General features: G+C 60.4%; 19 protein-coding genes. 10 read left to right on the top strand and 9 right to left on the bottom strand.

The window, feature by feature from the left end; genetic code table 11:
• The first annotated feature begins 75 nt into the window (after window positions 1-75).
• The 4 genes from K4O48_RS18115 (at window position 76) to K4O48_RS18100 (ending at window position 1,873) form a co-directional block, all read left to right on the top strand.
• Entirely contained in the window at window positions 76-354 is a 279-nt protein-coding gene (locus K4O48_RS18115) for a DUF3509 domain-containing protein (RefSeq protein WP_222909734.1), read from the top strand.
• 128 nt (window positions 355-482) lie between these two features.
• Window positions 483-956 carry a hemerythrin domain-containing protein gene (locus K4O48_RS18110; protein WP_222909733.1) on the top strand — a complete coding sequence of 158 codons (474 nt, stop codon included), beginning with the start codon at window positions 483-485 and terminating at the stop codon, window positions 954-956.
• 295 nt (window positions 957-1,251) lie between these two features.
• A complete protein-coding gene (locus tag K4O48_RS18105) occupies window positions 1,252-1,623 on the top strand; it encodes a hypothetical protein (RefSeq protein WP_222909732.1) in 372 nt (123 codons plus the stop codon).
• A gap of 61 nt (window positions 1,624-1,684) precedes the next feature.
• Window positions 1,685-1,873, top strand: a complete 189-nt coding sequence (locus K4O48_RS18100) for a hypothetical protein (protein WP_222909731.1) — start codon at window positions 1,685-1,687, stop codon at window positions 1,871-1,873.
• A 35-nt stretch (window positions 1,874-1,908) separates the two neighbouring features.
• Here K4O48_RS18100 and K4O48_RS18095 read toward each other — a convergent pair whose 3' ends face one another.
• Entirely contained in the window at window positions 1,909-3,093 is a 1,185-nt protein-coding gene (locus tag K4O48_RS18095; RefSeq protein WP_222909730.1) for an NAD(P)/FAD-dependent oxidoreductase, read from the bottom strand.
• A gap of 154 nt (window positions 3,094-3,247) precedes the next feature.
• Here K4O48_RS18095 and K4O48_RS18090 point away from each other — a divergent pair, with 154 nt between their 5' ends.
• Window positions 3,248-4,006 (top strand): ABC transporter substrate-binding protein, encoded by a 759-nt coding sequence (locus K4O48_RS18090; RefSeq protein WP_260523661.1) that lies wholly within the window; start codon window positions 3,248-3,250, stop codon window positions 4,004-4,006.
• Here K4O48_RS18090 and yccS read toward each other — a convergent pair.
• Window positions 3,997-6,180: a YccS family putative transporter gene (gene yccS / locus K4O48_RS18085; RefSeq protein ID WP_222909729.1), complete on the bottom strand. Its 2,184-nt coding sequence runs from the start codon at window positions 6,178-6,180 to the stop codon at window positions 3,997-3,999. The genes K4O48_RS18090 and yccS overlap by 10 nt on opposite strands.
• A 188-nt stretch (window positions 6,181-6,368) precedes the next feature.
• Here yccS and K4O48_RS18080 point away from each other — a divergent pair, with 188 nt between their 5' ends.
• A complete protein-coding gene (locus K4O48_RS18080; protein ID WP_222909728.1) occupies window positions 6,369-7,847 on the top strand; it encodes a PhoX family protein in 1,479 nt (492 codons plus the stop codon).
• 153 nt (window positions 7,848-8,000) lie between these two features.
• Here the strand turns inward: K4O48_RS18080 and dbpA are convergent, their stop codons facing one another.
• Window positions 8,001-9,380, bottom strand: a complete 1,380-nt coding sequence (gene dbpA / locus K4O48_RS18075) for an ATP-dependent RNA helicase DbpA (protein ID WP_222909727.1) — start codon at window positions 9,378-9,380, stop codon at window positions 8,001-8,003.
• A gap of 148 nt (window positions 9,381-9,528) precedes the next feature.
• Between dbpA and K4O48_RS18070 the strand changes: the two genes are divergently transcribed.
• The 4 genes from K4O48_RS18070 (at window position 9,529) to K4O48_RS18055 (ending at window position 13,444) form a co-directional block, all read left to right on the top strand.
• Complete coding sequence (locus tag K4O48_RS18070) at window positions 9,529-10,047, top strand: ATP-dependent zinc protease (RefSeq protein WP_222912153.1); 519 nt, start codon at window positions 9,529-9,531, stop codon at window positions 10,045-10,047.
• Window positions 10,048-10,790: 743 nt separating this feature from the next.
• Window positions 10,791-11,054 carry a DUF4212 domain-containing protein gene (locus tag K4O48_RS18065; RefSeq protein WP_222909726.1) on the top strand — a complete coding sequence of 88 codons (264 nt, stop codon included), beginning with the start codon at window positions 10,791-10,793 and terminating at the stop codon, window positions 11,052-11,054.
• 6 nt (window positions 11,055-11,060) lie between these two features.
• Entirely contained in the window at window positions 11,061-12,830 is a 1,770-nt protein-coding gene (locus K4O48_RS18060) for a sodium:solute symporter family protein (protein WP_222909725.1), read from the top strand.
• Between the two features lie 92 nt (window positions 12,831-12,922).
• Window positions 12,923-13,444, top strand: a complete 522-nt coding sequence (locus K4O48_RS18055; protein ID WP_222909724.1) for a hypothetical protein — start codon at window positions 12,923-12,925, stop codon at window positions 13,442-13,444.
• A 214-nt stretch (window positions 13,445-13,658) separates the two neighbouring features.
• Here the strand turns inward: K4O48_RS18055 and K4O48_RS18050 are convergent, their stop codons facing one another.
• The 6 genes from K4O48_RS18050 to K4O48_RS18025 form a co-directional block, all read right to left on the bottom strand.
• The gene (locus K4O48_RS18050; protein ID WP_222909723.1) at window positions 13,659-14,363 is read right to left on the bottom strand and encodes a PolC-type DNA polymerase III; all 705 of its coding nucleotides are present in this window, start codon (window positions 14,361-14,363) and stop codon (window positions 13,659-13,661) included.
• A complete protein-coding gene (locus tag K4O48_RS18045; protein WP_222909722.1) occupies window positions 14,360-16,294 on the bottom strand; it encodes a putative nucleotidyltransferase substrate binding domain-containing protein in 1,935 nt (644 codons plus the stop codon). The genes K4O48_RS18050 and K4O48_RS18045 overlap by 4 nt, the downstream gene beginning before the upstream one ends.
• A 184-nt stretch (window positions 16,295-16,478) precedes the next feature.
• On the bottom strand, window positions 16,479-16,883 hold the full coding sequence (locus K4O48_RS18040; protein ID WP_222909721.1) for a phosphate ABC transporter substrate-binding protein: 405 nt from the start codon (window positions 16,881-16,883) through the stop codon (window positions 16,479-16,481).
• Window positions 16,884-16,894: 11 nt separating this feature from the next.
• On the bottom strand, window positions 16,895-18,055 hold the full coding sequence (locus K4O48_RS18035) for a porin (protein ID WP_222909720.1): 1,161 nt from the start codon (window positions 18,053-18,055) through the stop codon (window positions 16,895-16,897).
• 21 nt (window positions 18,056-18,076) lie between these two features.
• Complete coding sequence (locus K4O48_RS18030; RefSeq protein WP_222909719.1) at window positions 18,077-19,699, bottom strand: methyl-accepting chemotaxis protein; 1,623 nt, start codon at window positions 19,697-19,699, stop codon at window positions 18,077-18,079.
• A 200-nt stretch (window positions 19,700-19,899) separates the two neighbouring features.
• Window positions 19,900-22,080, bottom strand: a complete 2,181-nt coding sequence (locus tag K4O48_RS18025; RefSeq protein ID WP_222909718.1) for a malate synthase G — start codon at window positions 22,078-22,080, stop codon at window positions 19,900-19,902.
• Window positions 22,081-22,300 lie beyond the last annotated feature (220 nt).

Here is a 22,300-nt window from a genome sequence, read left to right as displayed (position 1 = left end):
TTTTAGGAACAGCTACGGTTGGCACGAACGCTGCTCTTGTTATGGACGCTGGAAACATAACCGGAGTCCAAAATAATGATCGCCGCTGAAAAAACCTTATCTGCCGCGTTTCCCGAGTTCGAAGTAGTCACCACGCCTCGTCCGGATGGCGGGCTTCTATTGACGCTGCGAAATGATGATCGAGACATTATCAGACGCGCCCTTTCCAAAGGACAAACTCAAACGGCCATTCAACTGGAATGGGTCATCAGTTCGATCCGTCGCGACTTGGCGCTCGAAGCGGGGATGTCACCTGCCATTGCGCGCTTGCAGAGCCAGAGCCGTACCGGACTGCCGACGTACGAGTACGCCTGAGCCCAGTGGCCGACCTGCACTGCCGCAGGTCGGCCGCCTAGGTAATGCCGCGCAATCCTGCGTAGGCGAGCAATCGGGCCGAAGAGCCTGGATGTTTCGCAAAGCCTGATAAGTGATGAGGATCTCGTATGAATGCTATTGACCTGTTGATCGAAGACCACGAGAAAGTGAAGGACATCCTGACGCGTCTGACCGAAAGCACCGAACGTGCCGTCAAGACCCGTACCGAGTTGCTGCAAAAACTGGAGATGGAAGTGACCATCCATACCCAGCTTGAAGAGCAGATCCTTTATCCCGCCTTCAAGGAAGCCGGCGGAAAGGAAGAGCTGAAGATGTTTTACGAAGCCAAAGAAGAGCATCGCGCCGTGGACTCGCTGGTGCTGCCCGATCTGAAAGCGACCGATCCGGCTAGCGTCGAGTTTTCCGGCCGTGCCAAGGTGTGCAAGGAGTTGCTTGAGCACCATATCGAAGAAGAAGAATCTGAAATGTTTCCCACAGCGCGTGAGCTGTTCGATAAGGCCAAGCTGGAAGCGATGGGCGAACAAATGTCCGAGCTCAGAAACCGCCTGAAGAAAGACTTCGTCGCCAACCAGGCGGCCTGATCCTGTTGCATACCGGGGCGCCTGCCCCGGTATGCACGGGTCACTCGATTTCGACACGCATCGGCGTGCTTCAACCCTGTCGCACGATTTTTGCCTGCCGGCTCGCACCCTGCGCGGTGTCGGGGACGCAACCCATCCGCGCTACTTCTAACCAGCCCGGCACCGTTGGGCGGACCGCAGGGCCTCACGGGCCTTGGCTGGGCACTCTCGCCATTTCGCAGGGTCAGTTTTCATAGGATTCACTTCCCATGTGCGCCGGCGCTGTCGTCGGTCCTTAACCCTTCTGGAGATTGCCATGCGTCTTGCTTATCTATCTGCGCCGATTTTAGGTCTGTTGTTGGTCGGCTGTGGCCCGGACGAACCGGAGCGTGAAGAAATGCCGCCACAGCCCACCACAGAGCAGCCGGCACCACCGCAACCGACCAGCACACCGCCGTCCAATACTGGCACTGGCACTGGCACTGGCACTGGGGTGGGTACAGGGCCAGGCACAACGGGGACTGGTGTCGGCGCGGGTCCCGATACGCCTCCCGGAACCGGCATGACCACTGGCCCGTCGGGCGATATGAGCACCGCGCCGGCAGATAACGGCAGTGGCCTGGGCACTGAGTCAGGTGCTGGAACCGCCCCCAATACCACCGGCACCGGTACGGGCGCTGCCCAGTAAGGGTGATCAATCATGTGGGGGTGCGTGCGATCCGTCGACCCATCCCCCTGAGGAGATTTATATGACATCGAAATGCATTGCCATCGCCGCAGCGCTACCGCTCGTGTTGGCGCTGGCAGCCTGTTCCCCGGATGACGAACCTTCCGCGATGGACAACGTCAGCGAAAACCAGCAGGAATACCAGAACACTGCCACCGATCCGGCTGGCCCCCGCGAGGTGTCACCGCCGTCGAACCTGTCCAACGAGTGATCGGGTCCTATACCAGGGCGTTCTTACCGTTAACGTCAGACGTATTGCGCTGCCGCGTAACCGGACGCCCAGGCCCACTGAAAGTTGAATCCGCCCAAATGTCCGGTCACGTCCAGCACTTCGCCGATGAAGTACAGCCCGGGCGCTTTCAGAGACTCCATCGTTTTGGATGAAACCTCTCGGGTGTCCACACCACCCAGTGTCACTTCGGCGGTGCGATAGCCCTCTGTCCCAGCCGGAACGAGCTGCCAGCTGCCGAGCTTCTGCGCAACCTCTTCAAGTTCTGCCGTGCTGTGTTGCTTGAGCGGTTTGGACACGAACCAGTGCTCGGTCAACAATCCCGCCATCTTGCGCGTGAACAGCTCGCCAATGAGGGTTTTGAGCTCAGAGTTAGGGCGCTCGTTGCGCTGCGCTTGCAGCCACTCGATCAGGTTCAACTGTGGCAGGAGGTTGATCTCGATGGTATCGCCCGGTTGCCAGTATGAAGACACTTGGAGGATGGCCGGTCCGGATAATCCACGATGGGTAAACAGAATGTTTTCGCGAAAGCTGACGCCATTGCAGCTGACCAGACAATCTTCAACCGAGGTGCCGGAGAGCGACTCGCACATGGCCTTGAGCTGTGGTTCGGTGATGGTGAACGGCACCAGGCCGGCACGGGTCGGCAGCACGCTATGCCCGAACTGCCGGGCAACCTGATAGCCAAAGCCGCTGGCACCGAGGGTCGGAATCGACAGGCCACCGGTGGCGATGACCAGCGACTGACAAGCGATTTCGCCGGCGCTGCTCTGCAGCCGGTAGCCGTGTTCGGTTCGTTCTATGCTCTGCACGCTGGTGTTCAGTCGGAGGTCAGCACCGGTCTGCTCGCATTCCTCGAGGAGCATGCCGAGGATGTCGCTGGCCTTGTTATCGCAGAACAGCTGACCCAGTTTCTTCTCGTGGTACGGCACGCCGTGACGGCTGACCATCTCGATGAAATCCCATTGCGTATAACGCGCCAGGGCCGATTTGCAGAAGTGCGGATTGCCAGAAAGGAAGTTCGACGGCTCGGTGTACAAGTTGGTGAAGTTGCAGCGTCCGCCACCGGACATCAGGATCTTCTTGCCCGCCTTGTTGGCATGATCCAGCAACATGACTTTTCTACCGCGCGCAGCCGCCGTGAACGCACACATCAGCCCGGCGGCACCTGCGCCGATTACAACCACGTCCGTCTGCACCACCCATCACCTCGCCAGGAAATCGCGAGATGGTACTCCTGCGGCTGGGGGGCTGCAGCTCGAGCGTTGCCGGGCCGACGAGACGAAGACGTCAATCGCTCGGTTTTGTGCTTTGCTTGGGGTGGTAGCGCTTCGCCATGAACGACGAGAGGGCAGTGTGAAAGGAATCAAACGGCTTCTAGGCTCGGCGTTACTGATCGCAAGCGCTTCGGTTTCTGCAGAGGTGCTCACCATGGCGGCTGATTGTTGGCCGCCCTATACCGACCGTCGCTTGCCCCAGGATGGGTTGTCCGTAGACCTCATCCGTACGGCTCTGGGCCGGGCAGGGTATGAGGTCCAGTACGTTGAGGTGCCGTGGGAGCGGGCAGTGCTCGGGCTGCAGCGCGGCAAGTACGACCTTATCAACGACTGGCACACGGTCAGGCACGAGGACTACGCACGATACAGTCGGCCTTTTATGAGTAACCGTGTGCGCTGGATCAAGCGTCGCGGCGATGACATCCACTACGACGGACCGGAAAGTCTTCGCCCGTACCGCATCGCCCTGAGCCGTGGGTACGCGTACAGCGACGAGCTGGCGAACGATGACCAGTTGAACAAGGGATTCGCGACGAATTTTATCCAGGCGGCCAGAATGTTGTTGGCGGACCGGGTCGATTTGACCCTCGAGGATGAGCGGACGGCTCGGTTTCATTTCAACCGCACCCTCAAGGACGTAAGTGAGGGCTTGAGTTTCGTTCCGGGTGAATTCAGCGAACGTCACCTGTCGCTGGTGGTACGCAATAACCATCCACAGCAAGCGGAGATCATCGAAGCGTTCGAGCGGGAGATCGCCCTGATGGTGGAAGACGGCACTTACGCGGCAATCTTTCGCCGCCAGGGGTTGCAGGTCCCCAAGGCGCGGCCTCAGCCCTGAAGCGGCTGCTTCTTGACCAGATGCGCGGCCATGCTGCGAAGGGGCGCCAGTTGCCGGCAGATCAAGCCGAGCTGCGTCTGCAGCAGGCGGTGCGCGTCGTCCATCTCATCGGTGGCCTGTTCGAGCTGCTGCGCCAAGGCTTCTTCTGTTTCGCTGTAAACCGCCACCGGCTGGTTGTTCTGCAGCGCTGCCGCCATCTCGTCGAGGCTGTTGGCCAACGCCTGTGCGGCGCTGTCCAGCAATTCGTCGCGGGCATCATCTGGCAGGCTCTCGCGATGGGCGCCGAGGCCGGAGAGGTAGTTGAGCAAGGTGTGCGAGAGAATCAGAAAGCGAAAGCCGGTTTCGGCATCCTTGCGGAAATGACCCGGTTCCAGAAGCATGTTCGACAAGGTCGTCGATAGCGCTGCGTCGGCGTTATGCGCGTTGCGCCGTGCCAACCGATAGGCCAGATCGTCGTGCTTGCCGCTCTCGTATTGACGCATGATCTGTCTGAGGTAATCGGCGCTCCGGCTCAGTGTGTTGGCGACCACTTGATTGAGCCGTCGGCCCTGCCAGTCCGGGAGGATCAGGAACACCGCAGCCGCCGCGATCAGGCTGCCCAGTAGCGTATCGACCAGGCGCGGCCAGATCAGTCCGTAGCCGTCACCTACCTGGTTGAAGCAGAACAACACCAGCAAGGTGATCGCGGCCGTCGCAAGCGTGTAGCGGCTGCTTCGTGTGGCAAAGAACACCACGCCGGCGATGACCGCGAACAGCGCTTGAACCTGCTGGCTGGGAAACAGATCGAACAGCGCCCACCCCGCCACCAGGCCCAGCATGGTGCCCGTCACGCGCTGCACCAGTTTGATTCGCGTGGCTCCGTAGTTTGGCTGGCAGACGAATACGGTGGTGAGTAGCACCCAATAGCCCTGATCCGGGTGAATCGCATGCAAAACAGCGTAACCGCACACCAACGCCACGCTCATGCGCAGGGCGTGGCGAAACAGCAGCGAGGTGGGCGTCAATTGCAGCCGGATCCGCGCGATGGCGTCGCGTAATGATTGTGGCTCCCGGTCAAGCAAGCTGCTGTCCTGTTCACCTTCCAGTGCGTCAGGATTGCTGGCGCTGGCGAGCTGGGTCTGCATGGTCCCCAGGTTGCCCGACAAGGCGCGCAACGAGCGCAACAGTCCCCGCCAGGCGGGGTTGCTTTGCATACGCAAGTGTTCCAACGACGACTCCAGGTCAGCCAGCGCCTGCGCATTGGCCTCGCTATAGCGAAACGGCTGGCGCAGCTGAATGGCATTCGCCAGCTCGGCGCAGGCTACGCCCTGTAGCCGCAGCAACCGACCGCAGCGGAACAGCACATCGCTGTGGAAAAAGGCGCCGGCCAGCGCCTGATACGGGTAGTGCGAGGAGCTGACGCGCTCGTGCAGATCCTGGGCGAGAAAGTAGAGCTTGAGGTAATGGCTGATTTTCGATCCGGGTCTGCCGTTGCCGAGGCGATGCAGCAGTGTTTCTTTGGTGGCGTTCAGCGCGCTGACCACCCGACCGTTCTGCTGAGCGAGTTGCAACCGACGCTCTTCAACATCCAGTTGGCGCACCGGCTCGAACAGCGACGCCTTGAGCTTGAAATACTGACCCAGCTCACGATAGAGCCTGGCCAGGCTCTGCTGCACCGGCTGATTCGAGAACAGCGCACTCCAGGCGATGGACAGCAGCCCATACCAGCTGGCCCCGGCGAGCAGGAGCAGCGGGTCGCTCCAGGGATGAAGCGCCGCGCCGCCGCGCTGATCAGCGGCGATCATGCTGTAGATGGACAGAATCAGCGTGGCCTGAGCGACCGTTGCGTAACGCTCGCCCAAGGCGCCCAGCATGACCAGAGCGAACGCCGACGCGGCCATGCCGGCGACGAATAACAGGGGGTAGGGGAACAGCAGTTGTACGGACGCGGCGGCGATGCTGAAACACAACAACGTGACCAGCAATGCCGAGATGCGGCCGAGCCAACTGTCGTCGGTTTCCGCGAGGGCGCTGGCGATCACCCCGAGAAACAGCGGAATTACCACCGAAGGCTGCTGCAGGTACCAACTCAACCCCATGCTTCCGGCCAGCGCGATCAATACACGAAGGCTGTAGCCGAACTTCTCCAGCGCCCAGAGACGGCGAAGAGAGTGGCTGAGCGAGGGTGAGCGCATGGACGGTCGCCTGCTTGTCGTAGGGAAAAGGATTGGACGCCCGAGTCGGTCGGAGGTCACCGCTGGCGCTGCAAAGGTTATACCGTCCGTCCCGCATAACCGGAACGCCATGACTTGGTCATTGTTCTGCCGCATTTGCCTGGCTTCATTCATGCGCCCCTCCCCATTCCCATAAAAGAGGACAACGCATGAACCGTGAACACGACGCCAGCCGCCGCAACCTGCTCAAGGGCAGCGCTATTGCCGCGGTGGTCGCCACCACCCCCTTTCTCGGCACGCTTGAAGCCTTCGCCGCGCGTAACGCACGTGGTCGGGGTGCTGGCCTGGTTCGCAGCAGTTACGGCCCGCTGCGTCCGACAAAGGACCTGAGCACTGGCCTTGAACTGCTGCAACTGCCGGACGGCTTCCAATACAAGACGTTTTCATGGACCGGCGACCTGATGGAAAACGGCCAGCCCGTTCCCACGTCCCATGATGGTATGGGCGTGATTGACGTGCGGCGTGGTTCCAACGGCCCCGAGACCGTACTGGTGCGTAACCATGAAGCCAGCACCGGTCCGCTGATTGAAGCCAACGGTGTCTATGATGGCGTGACCCTGTCCAACGGCCAGCGCCCCGCCGGGGGCACCACCAATCTGTATGTCTCGCGAGGTATCGATCAGCCGGTACGCACCGTGCCCAGCCTGGGCGGTACACGCACCAACTGCGCCGGCGGCGTAACGCCGTGGGGCACCTGGTTGTCCTGTGAAGAAACGACCGCCGACTACACCAGCGTAGGCGGCCGTGCCCACGGTTATGTGTTCGAAGTGACCGCCGACCCTGCGCTGACCACCGGTCAACCGATCGTGCAGATGGGGCGCTTCGCCCATGAGGCGGTCGCGGTTGACCCGCGCAACAGCTATGTCTACCTGACGGAAGACGCCCGGAACCGCTCTGGCTATTACCGGTACATCCCCACCGATGCCAGCCAGCAACCAGGCTCGCTCATCGCTGGCGGTATTTTGCAGGCCGCACGGGTGCGCAACCGCGCGTTGGTCGACCTGCACGCACCGAAGCAGGGCGACAGTTATCAACTGGAATGGGTGGAAGTGCCTAACCCCGACCTCGAGCCGCAGCCTGAAGGGAGCGGTCCTTTCGCTCAAGCACGGCAGGCGGGTAGCCTGAGCATGAGCCGTGGCGAAGGCATCTGGTACAGCGAAGGCAAGCTCTACATCGTCGATACCAGCGCTGGCACCGACAACCAGGGCCGCGCTGGCTACGGACGCGGTGCCGTCTGGATGCATGATCTGGCGAGCGATCGGCTGACCTGCATCTTTGCCTCGACAGACGCCGAGGTCGCGAACAACCCCGATAACATCACCGTCAGCCCACGCGGCGGCCTGCTGCTCTGCGAAGATGGCGGCGGCGCGCAGGATGATTACGGCTTCGGCGAGCGCCTGTTGGGGCTGACCACGGCGGGTGAGGCGTACATTTTCGCCAAGAACAACGTGGTGTTCGACGACGTCCAGGCCGCGGCGGCCGGCAAGAACGTATCAGGTGGCGATTACCGCAATCGGGAGTTCTGTGGCGCCTGCTTCGATCCGAGCGGACATTTTCTATTCGTGAATATCCAGACCCCTGGTATTACTTTCGCCATCTGGGGTCCCTGGGCGCGCGGGTCGCTGTAACGGGAGCGGCGGAGGCGGGACCTGAAAGCGTCCGGCCTGTCGTAGGGTGGATGTCGCTTTTTACATCCACCTTGCTTTGGTTCGGTGGATCGGTGAAGCGTGATCCACCCTACGGTCTGTCCAGCGTCCAGCGTCCAGCGTCCAGCGTCCCGCCTAAAGCTGCCTTACTTTCAACGAACGTCCCTTGATTTTCCCCGCGTTTAGCCGGCCGAGCGCCTGCTTGGCGACGCCACGTTCCACCGCCACAAAGGCCTGAAAATCAAAGATCGCGATTTTGCCAACCTGAGTGCCCGGTATCCCCGCATCACCAGTAAGAGCGCCGAGAATGTCACCTGGGCGCAGCTTGTCCTTGCGCCCGGCGCCGATGCATAGCGTGACCATCGGCGGCTGCAAGGGCTCGCCGGGCTGCGCTTTCAGATCGCCTATCGGTTGCCAATTGAGTGGCGCCTTTTGACGCTCTTCGATGGCTCGGGCGCGATGGCCCTCAGCGGGTGCAACCAAGCTGATCGCGATCCCTTTTTTGCCGGCACGTCCGGTGCGCCCGACCCGATGAATATGAATCTCCGAATCGCGCGCCAGCTCGACATTGATCACCATGTCCAGCGCGTCGATATCCAGCCCCCGCGCGGCGACGTCGGTAGCGACCAGCACTGACAGGCTGCGGTTGGCGAACATCGCCAGCACCTGATCGCGGTCGCGTTGTTCCAGGTCACCGTTGAGTGCCATGGCAGAGATGCCTTTGGCGCTGAGCTGGTCGACCAACTCCTGACACTGCTGCTTGGTAAAACAGAAGGCAACGCAGGTTTCAGGGCGGAAGCTGGCGAGGATGCGCACCACGGCGTCCATCCGGTCGTCCGGGTCGATTTCGTAGAAGCGTTGTTCGATCTGGGAATCGTCATGTAACGCTTCGGCCTTCACTTGCTGCGGGTCGCGCATGAAGGTGGCGGAGAGCTGCTTGATACCGGCGGGGTAGGTCGCCGAGAACAGGAGTGTCTGCCGCTTGCTCGGGGTCTGTCCGATGATCTCGGCAATGGCGTCATAGAAGCCCATGTCGAGCATGCGGTCGGCTTCATCGAGCACCAGCGTGTTGAGGCCGTCGAGCTTGAGCGTGCCCTTCTTCAGGTGCTCCTGAATGCGTCCCGGCGTTCCCACGATGACGTGCGCGCCATGCTCCAGCGAGCCGATTTGTGGTCCGATCGAAACACCGCCACAGAGCGTGAGAATCTTGATGTTATCGGCCGAGCGCGCGAGGCGCCGCAGCTCCTTTGCAACCTGATCAGCCAGCTCACGCGTTGGGCAGAGGACGAGCGACTGGCAGCCGAAATAACGAGGGTTGAGCGGTTCCAGCAGCGCGATGCCAAAGGCCGCGGTTTTTCCGCTGCCGGTCTTGGCCTGCGCGATGAGGTCCATGCCTTTGAGCATCACGGGCAAACTCTGAGCCTGAATGGGCGTCATCTCGGTGTAGCCAAGTGCGTCGAGGTTAGCCAGTATGGCGGGGCTGAGGGGGAGGGTGGCGAAGGCTGAACTGGGCACGGTGATCATCTGCAGAAAAAGTGATGCGCAGTCTAACAGGGCTATGGAGCCGTCGCGTGGCGCCCGGCGGAACGGACCACAACGGGCGGAACGGATGCGGGTGCTGATTGGTCCGAAAGAAATCATCGGAACCTCAAAGGAGGCTGTTTTGTCCCGTGTTTTACTGCTGCTAAGCGCGTTATCTCTTCCCGTTATCGCCGCAGAGCCCATGCTTTTCGGCCGGTATGAACAGATCAAAATCGAAGACCTCGGTAAAACCCTGAAAGCCAAGATGGATACCGGCGCAATGACCGCCTCGCTGTCGGCAACGGATATCGAGCGCTTCGAGCGCGATGGCGAAGACTGGGTGCGCTTCCGGCTGGCCGTCGAAGGCGCCGGTGACACGCTGTATGAGCGCCCTTTGGCGCGGATTGCCGAGATCAAGACTCGCGCAGAAGAGGCGGACCCGGATGACGACACCGACCTCGAACGAGGCCCCGATGTTGCCGAGCGGCCGGTCGTTGAAATGCAATTGTGCATCGGCAATCAGTTGCAAGACGCGGAAGTGAACCTTACGGACCGCAGTCACTTCCGTTATCCGCTGCTGATTGGCGCGACGGCTATCCGTGACCTTGAGGCCGCCATCGATCCCGCTCAGAAATACACGGCCGGTCGCCCGACCTGCTAGGAATGCTCCGCCGAACAGGGCGGTGTTGAGGGTGCGCACTACGCACGTCGCTCAGCGCCGGCCTAGGTAGCAACCCGTCGCAGCCGAATCGCATCTCCTCACTGAGCCCCCCGCCTTCGTAGCGCGGGCTTCCGCCCGCCACGTGCCGGCGAACGCTTTCCCGCGCCTCGGTTCAGGCTGCACGTCAATGATCATTGTGGTGTGCAGCATGAACTCGGCAGGTAGTCGGCCGTTGCTCAGCGGGTAACCGCTTAAACAACTCTAAGCGAATGCTTACTTGTTTATGGTTGTGAAATAATTTCGCGAGCTAGTTGCTGTCTTTATCAGTACTTCGTTAAGTTAATCAAAGATATTGTTTTGAGCTTACAGGTTAATTAAAGATTAATTAACGGTTTATTAAGGCTCTTGTTCTATATTCAAACTAAGCGATCGGCTTTGTGACCGGGGAGTCAAAAAGAGTCGACTTGGATCGCGCGTCTGTGGCGGCCGCCGGTTGGCTTTCCGCGATGCTTCATAGTCAAACAGCCGCTCCTGCAACGCTGCGGCAGACGGCCTTCAGTAGTGGGCTGCAGCAGTAACAAACGGGCGGCTCCCTTCAGGCCGGCGATGCCCTGGCTAGGCTCATTCAGAGGTGCAGTTAATCGCAGTCAGACTAAAGTCGGGGCTATCTTTCCGTGAACCATCCTTGCTAAATTCACGATGTGGTTCCCTTTACCCGTAATAAAAATAAGACGGAGAACGTCATGGCCGACGACGACAAAAGAAATGCTGATGCGTACTGGAAGGCGAATGTTCGCCTCATAACATGGAGCTTGATAGTCTGGGCTCTAGTCTCATATGGTTTCGCCATAGTCCTGCGTCCACTGCTTTCCGGTATCCCAGTTGGGGGATCGGACTTGGGGTTCTGGTTCGCTCAACAAGGTTCCATTCTGACGTTTCTAGTGATCATCTTCTTCTACGCGTGGCGGATGAACAAACTGGACCAGAAATTTGGTGTTGAGGAGTAAGCCAGCATGAGTCAATTTTGGATCAACATGTTGTTCGTGGGGGCTTCCTTTGCGTTGTACTTCGGTATCGCATATTGGGCCCGTGCTGGATCGACTAAAGAGTTCTATGTCGCCGGTGGTGGCGTTCATCCGGTCACTAACGGGATGGCGACTGCGGCGGACTGGATGTCTGCGGCATCCTTCATTTCCATGGCCGGTATCATCGCTTCCGGCGGTTACGCCACTTCAACCTATCTGATGGGTTGGACCGGCGGCTACGTGCTGCTGGCCATGCTGCTCGCGCCGTACCTGCGCAAGTTTGGCAAGTTCACCGTGCCGGACTTCATCGGCGACCGCTTCTACAGCCGTGGCGCGCGCCTTGTTGCTGTTATCTGCTTGATTCTCATCTGCGTAACTTACGTAATCGGACAAATGTCCGGTGCCGGTGTGGCGTTCTCGCGCTTCCTGGAAGTAAGCAACGACATGGGTATCTGGATCGCTGCTGCGGTTGTGTTCTGCTACGCCGTATTCGGCGGCATGAAGGGCATCACCTACACGCAGGTTGCTCAGTACGTCGTACTGATCATCGCTTACACCATCCCGGCCGTGTTCATCGCCATGCAGCTGACGGGCAACCCGATTCCTGCGTTCGGCCTGTTCGGTACTCACGTCGAGTCCGGTATGCCGCTGCTGGAGAAACTTGACGCTGTCGTGAATGATCTGGGCTTCCAGGACTACACCGCTGACGTCGACAACAAGCTGAACATGGTTCTGTTCACACTGTCGCTGATGATCGGTACTGCTGGTCTACCACACGTAATCATTCGCTTCTTCACCGTACCGAAGGTGGCCGACGCTCGTTGGTCTGCTGGCTGGACGCTGGTGTTCATCGCGCTGCTGTATCTGACTGCTCCGGCCGTTGGTGCCATGGCTCGTCTGAACTTGCTGGACACCATTTATCCTGAAGGTCCGCAGGCTGAAGCGATTCGCTTCGACGAGCGTCCTGACTGGATGAAAACGTGGGAAGAAACTGGCCTGATTTCGTGGGCAGACAAGAACGGCGACAGCCGTATCCAGCTCTACAACGATGCTAACGCTGACTTCGCTCCGACGGCTGCTGAGCGTGGCTGGAGTGGCAGTGAGCTGACCGTTAACAACGACATCATCGTTCTGGCAAACCCTGAAATCGCCAACCTGCCGGGTTGGGTCATCGGTCTGATCGCTGCGGGTGGTATTGCAGCTGCGCTCTCGACGGCTGCTGGCCTGTTGCTGGCGATCTCATCAGCCATCAGTCATGACCTGATCAAGAACATCATCAATCCGAAGATCAGTGAGAAAGGGGAAATGCTGGCTGCGCGGATCTCGATGGCCTTTGCGATCGTCCTGGCAACCTGGCTGGGGCTCAATCCTCCTGGCTTTGCGGCACAGGTGGTGGCACTGGCGTTCGGTATTGCCGCAGCTTCCCTGTTCCCGGCGCTGATGATGGGTATCTTCTCCAAGCGCGTGAACAGCAAAGGCGCGGTTGCAGGCATGATTGTGGGTCTGTGCTCCACACTGCTCTACATCTTCCTGTACCTCGGCTGGTTCTTCATTCCGGGCACGGCGTCCTTCGCCAACACCCCTGACAACTGGATGCTGGGTATCTCCCCGCTGTCCTTCGGTGCAGTAGGCGCGATCATCAACTTCGCAGTAGCCTACGCTGTGTCAATGGCCACCGAGGCACCGCCACAAGCGATTCAGGATCTGGTTGAAAGCGTTCGTACCCCGAAGGGTGCTGGCGCTGCGCTTGATCACTAATGCAGCCAGAGGTCGGATGTTGCATCTGATCCGCGGTTGAGGCACAAGTCGGGCTTCCATTTGGAAGCCCGATTTTTTTAAGGAAGCAGTACATGATCTGGCATCTAATCGCTGCAATCGTTGCCGCGGTGGCAGGCGCGGGTATCGCGCTGTTGCTGCGCAATTTGTCCCGCAAGAGGCTGCCGAAGTGGATCGTTCCGGCATTTGCCGGACTGGGTATGCTCGCTTACACCATCAATTACGAATACACCTGGTTCGAAACCAAGCAAGCGCGGCTCCCGGAAGGGTCCGTGGTGGTGGCGAGCGAAGAGGGCGAAATGTTGTGGCGCCCATGGACCATGCTGTTCCCGATGCCGCTGGGCTACACGGTGCTGGACGGCGCGAATGCGCAGATTGGAGAGACAAGTCAGGGGCGCGTTGCCCGTTTCGTTCTATACCGTTTCAAGAAGCAGCACCTGATGTCTACCGTGACGAGCGGTCCTCATCAACTGCTGTGCAACGAGCGGACCATGTTCAGACTGAACGAGGCAGGTCAGGCTAAATTCGAAACCATGACAAAACTGGATACCGACGCACCGCTTTATCGGGCTGTTTGTATCGGTGAAAAGAAGTAGCCAGCGCCAGGTCTGGTCAACGGATTCGGTAGTAACTGACATCGTTTAGAGGGCGGGCAATTGCGCAGGCGGTTCAGTGCGCCACGTCCGGGCGGGCCGACGACGCTTAGCTGGTCCCTTACGTTTCAACGTGGCCGTAACGTGTCGCCATCAGCACAGTGGCGGGCGTAGACGGCATTTCCGTCCTATAGCTGATGGGCTTCGGATGGATCCGCTACATGAACTGCGCTTGCTGCCGCTGACGCCAGTTGGCCAAGCGCTGATTCAGCGCGGTCAGGCTATCCAGACCCTGACGCCGCGCCTTGCTCAAGAGGATCAGCGCAAGCTCTGCGGTGGCCAGTGCATCGGCGCTGGCGTGATGGCGCTGCAAGACATGCAGGCCAAAGTGGGTACACCAGTCATCCAGGCCGTTCTGCCGGGGACGGTTGTCGGGGCAGAGCATCGGCGCGAGCTCCGCCACATCGATAAAAGGATGCTTCAGCTTGTAGCCAAGCGATTGCTTCAGGGCGCGGGTCAGCATGCGCTGGTCGAAACTGGCATGGAACGCGAGGATCGGGCTGTCGCCCACGAACTCCATGAAGTCCAGCAGTGCGTCGGCGGGGTTCTCGCCCGTTTCCAGTTCGCTCGGCGCAATACCATGGATGAGCACACTCTCGCTCACTTTCTGCGCCGGCCGGAGCAGTGTCGACTCGAACTGATTCCCGAGGTTGATGCCGCCATGCTCGATGACCACGGCGCCAATAGACAGGACGATGTCCCTACGCATGTCCAGGCCGCTGGTTTCGAGGTCCAGCACCACCATCCGCTGCTCATTTAGTGGACAAAGGCCCAGCTCGGCGGGTAACCCAAGCCGATCACGTCGTAGAAGTTGTTCCAGCTCGAGAATCGGGCCGCGATGTTTGAACCAAGGCATATTCATAACTGATAGCGAACCGCCAGGCTGCTTTGCAGACGTTGGGCCTGGCGAAAGGATTCACGCAGGATACGCCGGTCCAGGTGATTCAGGGTGTCCGGGTCAAGCCGATTGCTATAGGGCCGGCCCTCGCGTGCCTGCTGCTGGTGCTGCTGCATGCGCGTCTGTTGGATGAAATGGTAGGCCTCTTCATAGGCCGCGCCATCCTTTTCATCGATCACGTCTCGTTCGACCAGCTGGCGCAGCCGGTCGAGGGTATTGCAGGTGGTAATGCCATGGCCCAGTGCGAGCACCCGCGCACCGTCCACGAAGGGCGTGAGTCCCTGCACCTTGAGGTCCAGCGTCGCTTTGCCTTCGCCCTTGCGGGCCACCACGAAATCGCGGAAGCGGCCCACCGGTGGGCGATGACGCAGGGCGTTTTCGGCCATCATGCGTTGGAACAGCCGGCTCTCACCGATCTCCTCCAGCATGTTGCTGCGCAATTGCTCGCACCCTTCTTGGGGCCCCCAGACCGCGCGCAAATCGAAATAGATGCTGCTGCTGAGCAGGTTCTCCGGGGTCGACTCGCGAACGAACGAACAGAAACGCCGGCGCCATTCCTGCCGAGACAGGCACAACTGCGGATTGCTGGCCATGATGTTGCCCTTGCACAGCGTGAAGCCGCAGGTGTCCAGGTTGCGATTGATAAGCTCGGCAAGCGGCAACAGCGTTCCACGAATGTGGGCGGCCTCTGCTGCGTCGGCGGCTTCGAACAGCATGCCGTTGTCCTGATCCGTATGCAGCGTCTGTTCTCTGCGCCCTTCACTGCCGAAACACAGCCAAGTGAACGCGATGCCGGGGTCGCCAAGCGTTTCGATGGCCAGCTCGATCACGCGACAGACCGTATGGTCGTTGAGCAGCGTAATGATGTGGGTGATCTGCGTTGACGAAGCGCCATGCGCCAGCATGTTGTCGACCAACTGCTGGATTCGACTGCGGATGATTACCAGCGTTTCAATGCTGTCAGCGTGGGAAATGGCCTGGGCCAGATGGACCAGATCGACGCGCTGCAACGAAAACAGATCCCGCTCCGAGATCACGCCCCTCAGCAGGCCTTTTTCGACGACACAGACGTGCGCGATATGCCGCTCGGTCATCGCGATCGCCGCGTCGAAGGCCGTTGCATCCGGCGGCAGGTAGAACGGGTCCTGCGTCATGAACTGCGCAATCGGCACCGCTAGGTCGGTCGTGCCGGTGCCAATGACCCGGCGGAGATCGCGTAGCGTGAAGATGCCCTGCGGATGCAGCTCAAGGTCGGTAATCACGATGCTGCCGACGTTGTTCTCATGCATCAGCCCCACCGCTTCGGCCAGCGGTAGTGAGGGCAGACAGGACACAGGGTGGTGCAGCGCCAGCTCGCCGATGCGGGTCTCCAGCGAATATTGCTCGCCCAGGCTTTCAACCGCGCGCATTTGCGCCTGCTGATTGACCAGATCAAGCAGGCTGCTGACACCGCGCATGGCAAAGTCGCGGAATGACGCGGACTTGGAGACGAGCTTGACGAACGCCGGTTTATTCAGCAGAAAACAGAACGTGTCTTCGGCGGCAAAGTGGCCGGTGCGAGTCGCGCGCTCGCCCATCAGCGCGGCCATGGGAAAGCACTCGCCGACAATCACTTCGAACGTGGTGTCTGTTCCGCGCTTGCTGGTATGCGGCCGCTGCCCGTGGACCCGGCCCTGTTTGACGATGTAGAAGTGCTCGACGACGCCATCATCCGGCGAAATGATGCAGTCGCCTTCGCTGTAAAACCGTAACTGGCAATTTTCAACCAGATAAGCGAGATGCCCCGGTTCCATCTGGTTGAACGGCGGGTACTTGCGTAGAAACTCCATGGTTCCATGGATGTTCTGCAGCACGGCGGTCTTGCCTGCCTCGGCGTAAGCATCGGCTTTGCTCATGGTTCGGTTCCATTTTTTAGCGCCCAATGGTGGGCGGAGGCGCCCCAAGGGCACATTGGACGTAAGTCTAGTCGCCTGTGCGCTACGACCGGCTGACACGGGTCAGCTCACGACAAAGCGCCGCCGATGGATTTGCAGGCAATAAAAAACCGCCCCGAGGGGCGGTTTCTGTTCGCTTCATCGATTACGGAAGGGTGAATAGCACCTTGACCGAATCGTTGACCGCGGCGCTGTCGACATAGCCAATGGCGTCGGCTTCCGCCGCTACCTTGGCGACCATCGCGGCGTCATCGGCCACGCTGGCCATCGGCTGGCCTTTACCGGTAAACACCAGGCCGGACCAGTACGACTTCAGCTGCGACTCGTTCTTGCTGGTGACCGCGGAGTAGAAGCTCTCCTTGGCCGGTGTCCAGTCCTTGAGGTCAACGCCTTTCATGGACTTGTCCTTGCCCAGGAAAATGTTGGCGACGTCCGACTGCGAGGGTGCCTTGGCCGCGCCTGGATTGACGATTACGGCGACTTCGGCCTGAGCCATGGAAATCATGCCGAGCAGGGCTGCGCTGCCGAGGATGCGAAGGGATGTTTTCATCTTGACGCTCCTCAGAATACGAAATCGACGCCGACGGAAACGATGTCGCCGTCGTAGTTGCGGGCCGGGGCGCCAAGGGTGCCAGCGCTGAGGTCGTACACAGCGTTGTTGAAAACCTCCTGCGCACTGCGGGTGAACACGCCGTCATAGCCGTTCTTGGTGTCGACGCGCTTGTACTCACCCTTGACCACGACGGTCGGGGCGGCCTGGTAGTTCAGGCCCAGGGTCCAAGAGGACTGGCGACCACCGTTGTCATCCAGCTGCGCATAGGTCACGTGCGGCAGGAAGTCACCGAAGCGACGACCACCCATCAGGTAGAAGGAATCGATCGACTCCATGTCGTCGTTCTCGATCATGCGCGAGGTCCACTCGTTGCTACTGACCCAGGTGCCGTTGTCGTACTGGTAGCCGATCGAGGTGAACTTGCCCTTCTCTTTATCGAGGCTCAGCAGGCTGAGGGGCATCATCATGCCGCCGCCGACGTCCACCGTGCCGCTGACATCGGTCTTGATGTCCGCTTCGACATAACCGATACGCAGCGTGCCGAAATCGTTCGTGGCCAAACTCACGCTGGCACCGAACAGCTTGTCGTAGTCGATATCGAACCGCTCGTCGTAGGCGTAGTAATCACGGTTCTTTGACTGACCACCTGCTACTTGGAGCGTCACTGAACCATAGGACAGCGGAACGGTGTAGACCGCGTCGACGCCCTCGTAACTGGTCACCTGGACCTGGCTATACACCTCGTCGGGCAGACGTAGCCAGGGGTAGCTGTAGCCGACGTCGAGGCTTTCGGAATACATATAGACCGGGCTGCGCAGGCGGCCGGCGCGGAGCATCAACTGGTCATTGGTCTGCCAGGACAGGTACGCCCACTCGAGGTTGGCCTTCCACTCATCCTGCTGCGCCTTGGCGGTGGCCTGAACGGTCACGCCGACGGTATCGGTAATGCCATAGCTCAGCTGCGCGCCGAACTTGGACAGCTGATCGCCGCGCCAGGAATCGTTGGTCTGGCTCTGGACGCCATAGCCGCGGCCGTCGTCTTCGCCACCCAGGTGGGTGAAGCCTACGGTGCCGAAACCGTTGAAGCGGTGCTCGCCTTGCTCGAGAGCGAATGCGGGTGTTGCTGCCAGGCAGGCAGCTGCCAGGCTTATGATACGTACTGCGGTCATGGGTGATGCTCCTAACACTGATTAAACGCGGAACTGGGCGGTGGCCGCCCGCAGGTGGTCGCCGGTACTGACCAGTTGCTCGCCGAGACGAGCAGTGGCTTCGGCGCCGTTTGCGGTTGCTTGTGCGTCCTGCTGCAACACTTGGGTTTCTTGTTGGATGGAACTCGACAGGCCGATCTGCTCCTGAGTGAACTGGGCGATGCCGGCGTTGAGTTCGTCGATTTGGTTGACGGTGCGCGCGATGGTTTCGAGCAACTGGGTGGCTTCGACCGAGCGTTCGATGCTCGAGCGGGACTTCTCCCCGTTGCTGTTCATGACATTGAGCACAGTGTTGGCGCTGGTTTGCAGGCGCTGGATGATCTGCTGGATTTCGGCGGTGGAGGCCGCCGTCTTCTGCGCCAAGTTGCGTACCTCATCGGCGACCACGGCAAACCCGCGGCCCTGCTCGCCGGCACGGGCGGCTTCGATGGCTGCGTTGAGCGCCAGCAGATTCGTCTGTTCTGCAATGCTGCGGATCACGGTCAGTACCGAGCCGACTTCCTGGGTTTCCTCTTCCAGTTGCTCCATGGCCTGCACGGCGCTCATCACGCTGTTGCCCAAGTCAGTGATGCCTTTCGACAAGCTGCTCACATGCTCCCGCGCGGTAGTGGCCTGGCGAGCCGCGGAGTTGGCTTCTTCGGAGGCCTGCTGCGAGCGCTGGGCCACTTCCTGAATGCTGCCGGTCATGGTGAGGATGTCGCGGGTAATCGAGTCGGTGTGGTGCTGCTGCGACTTGGCGTTTTCTTCCGAGCCCTGGGTCAGGTTGTAGAGTTCTTTCGATACCTGGCCGAGCGGGCTCGCCGCTTCGATGATCTGGCGAATGGTGCGTTGCAACTTGTCGAGGAAACCGTTGAACAGCTCGATCATGGCGCCGATTTCGTCGTTCGATTTCACATTCACGCGTTGGGTGAGGTCGCCATCCCCACGGGCGATCGATTGCAGCGATGCGATCACGCCACGCACGTTGATCATGACGCTGCGAATCACCAGCCAGGCACCGAGGCCTACCACGACGACGAGCACCAGGCTGAGGATGATGCCCAGGCGCGTGGTGGTTTCGTTGGCTTCGCGGGTTTCCGCGAGGGTTTGCTGGAAGTCGGCGTAGGCACCGGCACGGAAGTCGCTGGCCAGTTTCTGCGCCTGAGCCAGATCACTGGCCATGCGATCCAGGCTCGGTCGCAGGTCATCAAACGAAGCGCTGCCATCGATCAGCTTTGCAGACGCGCCGAGGGCATTGTCGGCGTAGCCCTTCACCGCATTGCGCCAGCTATCGAGCGCCTGTCGGCGTTGAGGTTGGCCACTGAGAAGCGTCGCCAGCGCCTGCTGTTGCGCATCTATCTCGCTCAGCACGTCGCGCGCTTCGCCGAGAATGCCCGCTTCGCCCGCCGCAACAGCGTTGTTCAGCAGCCCTGGAATGCGTGAAAACTGAAAGATCACCGCATCGGCCTTTTCCAGTGTCGGGTAGCTCTGGCTTTCAAGCATTTGCAGCCGAGAATCGGTCGCCGACAGCTGCAGCGAGGTATAGCCGACATAGAGGATCAGCCCGAGCAGTGCGACGGCGGGCACCAACGAAAGCTTGGCGGTCAACGAGAGATTCTTGAACATGCAGCGACTCCACGGCGGGCGGCGAATACTACGGGATGACACATGGTGGCGACATGCCATCTATCGGAAAACAGTGTGACTCGATTTGTTATCACGGTCACGGTATCGGTTGTCGCATGCCGAACTTGAGCGCCGTTGAGCGGATTCGGACGATAAAAAAACCGCCCCGTAGGGCGGTTCGTTTGCAGCCAGGCTGAGCGTTACAGGTCGTTCTTGGCCTTGAACTCGCGGCGACGACGGTGCAGGACCGGCTCGGTGTAGCCGTTGGGCTGCTTGGTGCCTTCGAGGACCAGCTCCAGGGCGGCCTGGAAGGCCACGCTGTTGTCGAGCTCCGGCGCCATCGGGCGGTACAGCGGGTCACCTTCGTTCTGACGGTCAACCACCGGCGCCATGCGCTTGAGGCTTTCGACGACCTGTTCCTGAGTCACTACGCCGTGACGCATCCAGTTGGCCACGTGCTGGCTGGAGATACGCAGCGTGGCGCGGTCTTCCATCAGCGCGACATCGTTGATGTCCGGCACTTTGGAGCAACCGACGCCCTGCTCGACCCAGCGGACCATGTAGCCGAGGATGCCTTGCGAGTTGTTGTCCAGCTCGTTGCGCTTTTCCTCGTCGCTCCAGTTGGTGTCCTTGGCCAGCGGGATGGTCAGGATGTCGTCCACCGAGGCCTTGGTGCGCTTGGCCAGTTCGGCCTGACGGGCGAACACGTCGACCTTGTGGTAGTGCATGGCGTGCAAGGTGGCGGCGGTCGGTGACGGAACCCAGGCGGTGTTGGCGCCGGCCATTGGGTGTCCGATCTTCTGCTCCAGCATTCCGGCCATCAGATCGGGCATGGCCCACATGCCTTTGCCGATCTGCGCCTTGCCCTGCAGGCCGCAGGCCAAGCCGACGTCGACGTTGTTGTCCTCGTAGGAGCTGATCCACTTTTCGGCCTTCATCGCGGCCTTGCGCACTACGGGGCCGGCTTCCATGGAGGTGTGGATCTCGTCGCCGGTGCGGTCGAGGAAGCCGGTGTTGATGAACACCACGCGCTCGCGCGCTTCCTTGATACAGGCCTTGAGGTTGATCGAGGTGCGGCGCTCTTCGTCCATGATGCCGACTTTCAGGGTGTTGCGCGGCAGCTTGAGCACGTCTTCGACGCGACCGAAGAGTTCGGTGGCGAAGGCCACTTCTTCCGGGCCGTGCATCTTCGGCTTGACGATGTAGACCGAGCCGGTGCGAGTGTTCTTGCGGCTGGTGTTGCCGTTGAGGTTGTGCATGGCGGCGAGGCTGGTGAACAGGCCGTCCATGATGCCTTCCGGCACTTCATTGCCTTCCTTGTCGAGGATGGCGTCGTTGGTCATCAGGTGACCGACGTTACGAATGAACAGCAGCGAGCGGCCGTGCAGGGTCAACTCGCCGTTGCCGTCGGCCTGGGTGTAGACGCGGTCCGGGTTCATCGCGCGGGTGATGCGCTTGCCGCCTTTCTCGAGTTCTTCGACCAGGTCGCCCTTCATCAGGCCAAGCCAGTTGCGGTAAACGATGGTCTTGTCGTCAGCGTCGACGGCCGCGATGGAGTCTTCGCAATCCATGATGGTGGTCAGTGCCGATTCCATCAGGATGTCTTTCACGCCCGCCGCATCGGTCTGGCCGATGGGGCTGGCCGGGTCGATCTGGATCTCGAAATGGATGCCGTTGTGCTTGAGCAGTACAGCGATCGGCGCGCTGGTGTCGCCCTGGAAGCCCAGGAACTGGTCGGGGTTCTGCAGGCCGGTGGTGCTGCCGTCTTTTAGTGAGACGACCAGCTTGCCCGCGTCGATGCGGTAGCCGGTGGCGTCGGCATGGGAGCCTGTCTGCAGCGGCGCGGCTTCGTCGAGGAAGGCGCGTGCATAGGCGATGACCTTGTTGCCGCGGACTTCGTTGTAGCCGGGGCCCTTGGTGGCGCCATCTTCTTCGGAGATCGCGTCGGTGCCATAGAGCGCGTCGTACAGCGAGCCCCAGCGCGCGTTGGCGGCGTTCAGGGCGAAGCGCGCGTTCATGATCGGCACCACCAGCTGCGGGCCGGCCATACGGGCGATTTCTTCGTCGACGTTCTGGGTGGTGGCTTGGAAATCTTCGGCTTCTGGCAACAGGTAACCGATTTCCTGCAGGAAGCTTTTGTAGGCTGCTGCATCGTGTGCCTGACCGGCGCGTGCCTGGTGCCAGGCATCAATCTGGGCTTGCAGGTCGTCACGCTTGGCCAGCAGCGCACGGTTCTTCGGCGCCAGGTCGTGAATGACGCTGGAAGCGCCGGCCCAGAAGGCATCGGCGTCAACGCCGGTGCCAGGAATCGCTTCGTTGTTCACGAAGTCGTACAGGACTTTGGCGACCTGCAGGCCACCCACTTGAACGCGCTCAGTCATTACTCGCCTCACTTGGTTCTTCTTCAAATCCGTCGGACAGGTCTTCTTGTAGTCCGGGTCGACGGATACTACATGAAGCCGTTTGGAAAATCAGTCCACCGTATGGGGCGTTCCGGCAGGCGCGGCGCAGCGAGGTAAGCGCCTGAATTTTGGGCTTTCGGGCAGGCCTCGTCCCGGCGAAGGCGGGAGTTTGTTCTATACCTATGGAGCCGGGCGACGC

Source organism: Pseudomonas sp. DNDY-54, from assembly GCF_019880365.1.
GTDB lineage: Bacteria > Pseudomonadota > Gammaproteobacteria > Pseudomonadales > Pseudomonadaceae > Stutzerimonas > Stutzerimonas stutzeri_P.
The sequence above is the reverse complement of the archived record's forward strand: the minus strand, read 5'-3'. Positions and strand labels throughout refer to the sequence as shown.

Bases quoted from the DNA above. Each gene is read 5' to 3' on its own strand.
- K4O48_RS18115 (WP_222909734.1), top strand. From the start codon at position 76: ATGATCGCCGCTGAAAAAACCTTATCTGCCGCGTTTCCCGAGTTCGAA.
- K4O48_RS18110 (WP_222909733.1), top strand. From the start codon at position 483: ATGAATGCTATTGACCTGTTGATCGAAGACCACGAGAAAGTGAAGGAC.
- K4O48_RS18105 (WP_222909732.1), top strand. From the start codon at position 1,252: ATGCGTCTTGCTTATCTATCTGCGCCGATTTTAGGTCTGTTGTTGGTC.
- K4O48_RS18100 (WP_222909731.1), top strand. From the start codon at position 1,685: ATGACATCGAAATGCATTGCCATCGCCGCAGCGCTACCGCTCGTGTTG.
- yccS (WP_222909729.1), bottom strand. From the start codon at position 6,180: ATGCGCTCACCCTCGCTCAGCCACTCTCTTCGCCGTCTCTGGGCGCTG.
- K4O48_RS18080 (WP_222909728.1), top strand. From the start codon at position 6,369: ATGAACCGTGAACACGACGCCAGCCGCCGCAACCTGCTCAAGGGCAGC.
- K4O48_RS18065 (WP_222909726.1), top strand. From the start codon at position 10,791: ATGGCCGACGACGACAAAAGAAATGCTGATGCGTACTGGAAGGCGAAT.
- K4O48_RS18060 (WP_222909725.1), top strand. From the start codon at position 11,061: ATGAGTCAATTTTGGATCAACATGTTGTTCGTGGGGGCTTCCTTTGCG.
- K4O48_RS18055 (WP_222909724.1), top strand. From the start codon at position 12,923: ATGATCTGGCATCTAATCGCTGCAATCGTTGCCGCGGTGGCAGGCGCG.
- K4O48_RS18050 (WP_222909723.1), bottom strand. From the start codon at position 14,363: ATGAATATGCCTTGGTTCAAACATCGCGGCCCGATTCTCGAGCTGGAA.
- K4O48_RS18045 (WP_222909722.1), bottom strand. From the start codon at position 16,294: ATGAGCAAAGCCGATGCTTACGCCGAGGCAGGCAAGACCGCCGTGCTG.
- K4O48_RS18040 (WP_222909721.1), bottom strand. From the start codon at position 16,883: ATGAAAACATCCCTTCGCATCCTCGGCAGCGCAGCCCTGCTCGGCATG.
- K4O48_RS18035 (WP_222909720.1), bottom strand. From the start codon at position 18,055: ATGACCGCAGTACGTATCATAAGCCTGGCAGCTGCCTGCCTGGCAGCA.
- K4O48_RS18030 (WP_222909719.1), bottom strand. From the start codon at position 19,699: ATGTTCAAGAATCTCTCGTTGACCGCCAAGCTTTCGTTGGTGCCCGCC.
- K4O48_RS18025 (WP_222909718.1), bottom strand. From the start codon at position 22,080: ATGACTGAGCGCGTTCAAGTGGGTGGCCTGCAGGTCGCCAAAGTCCTG.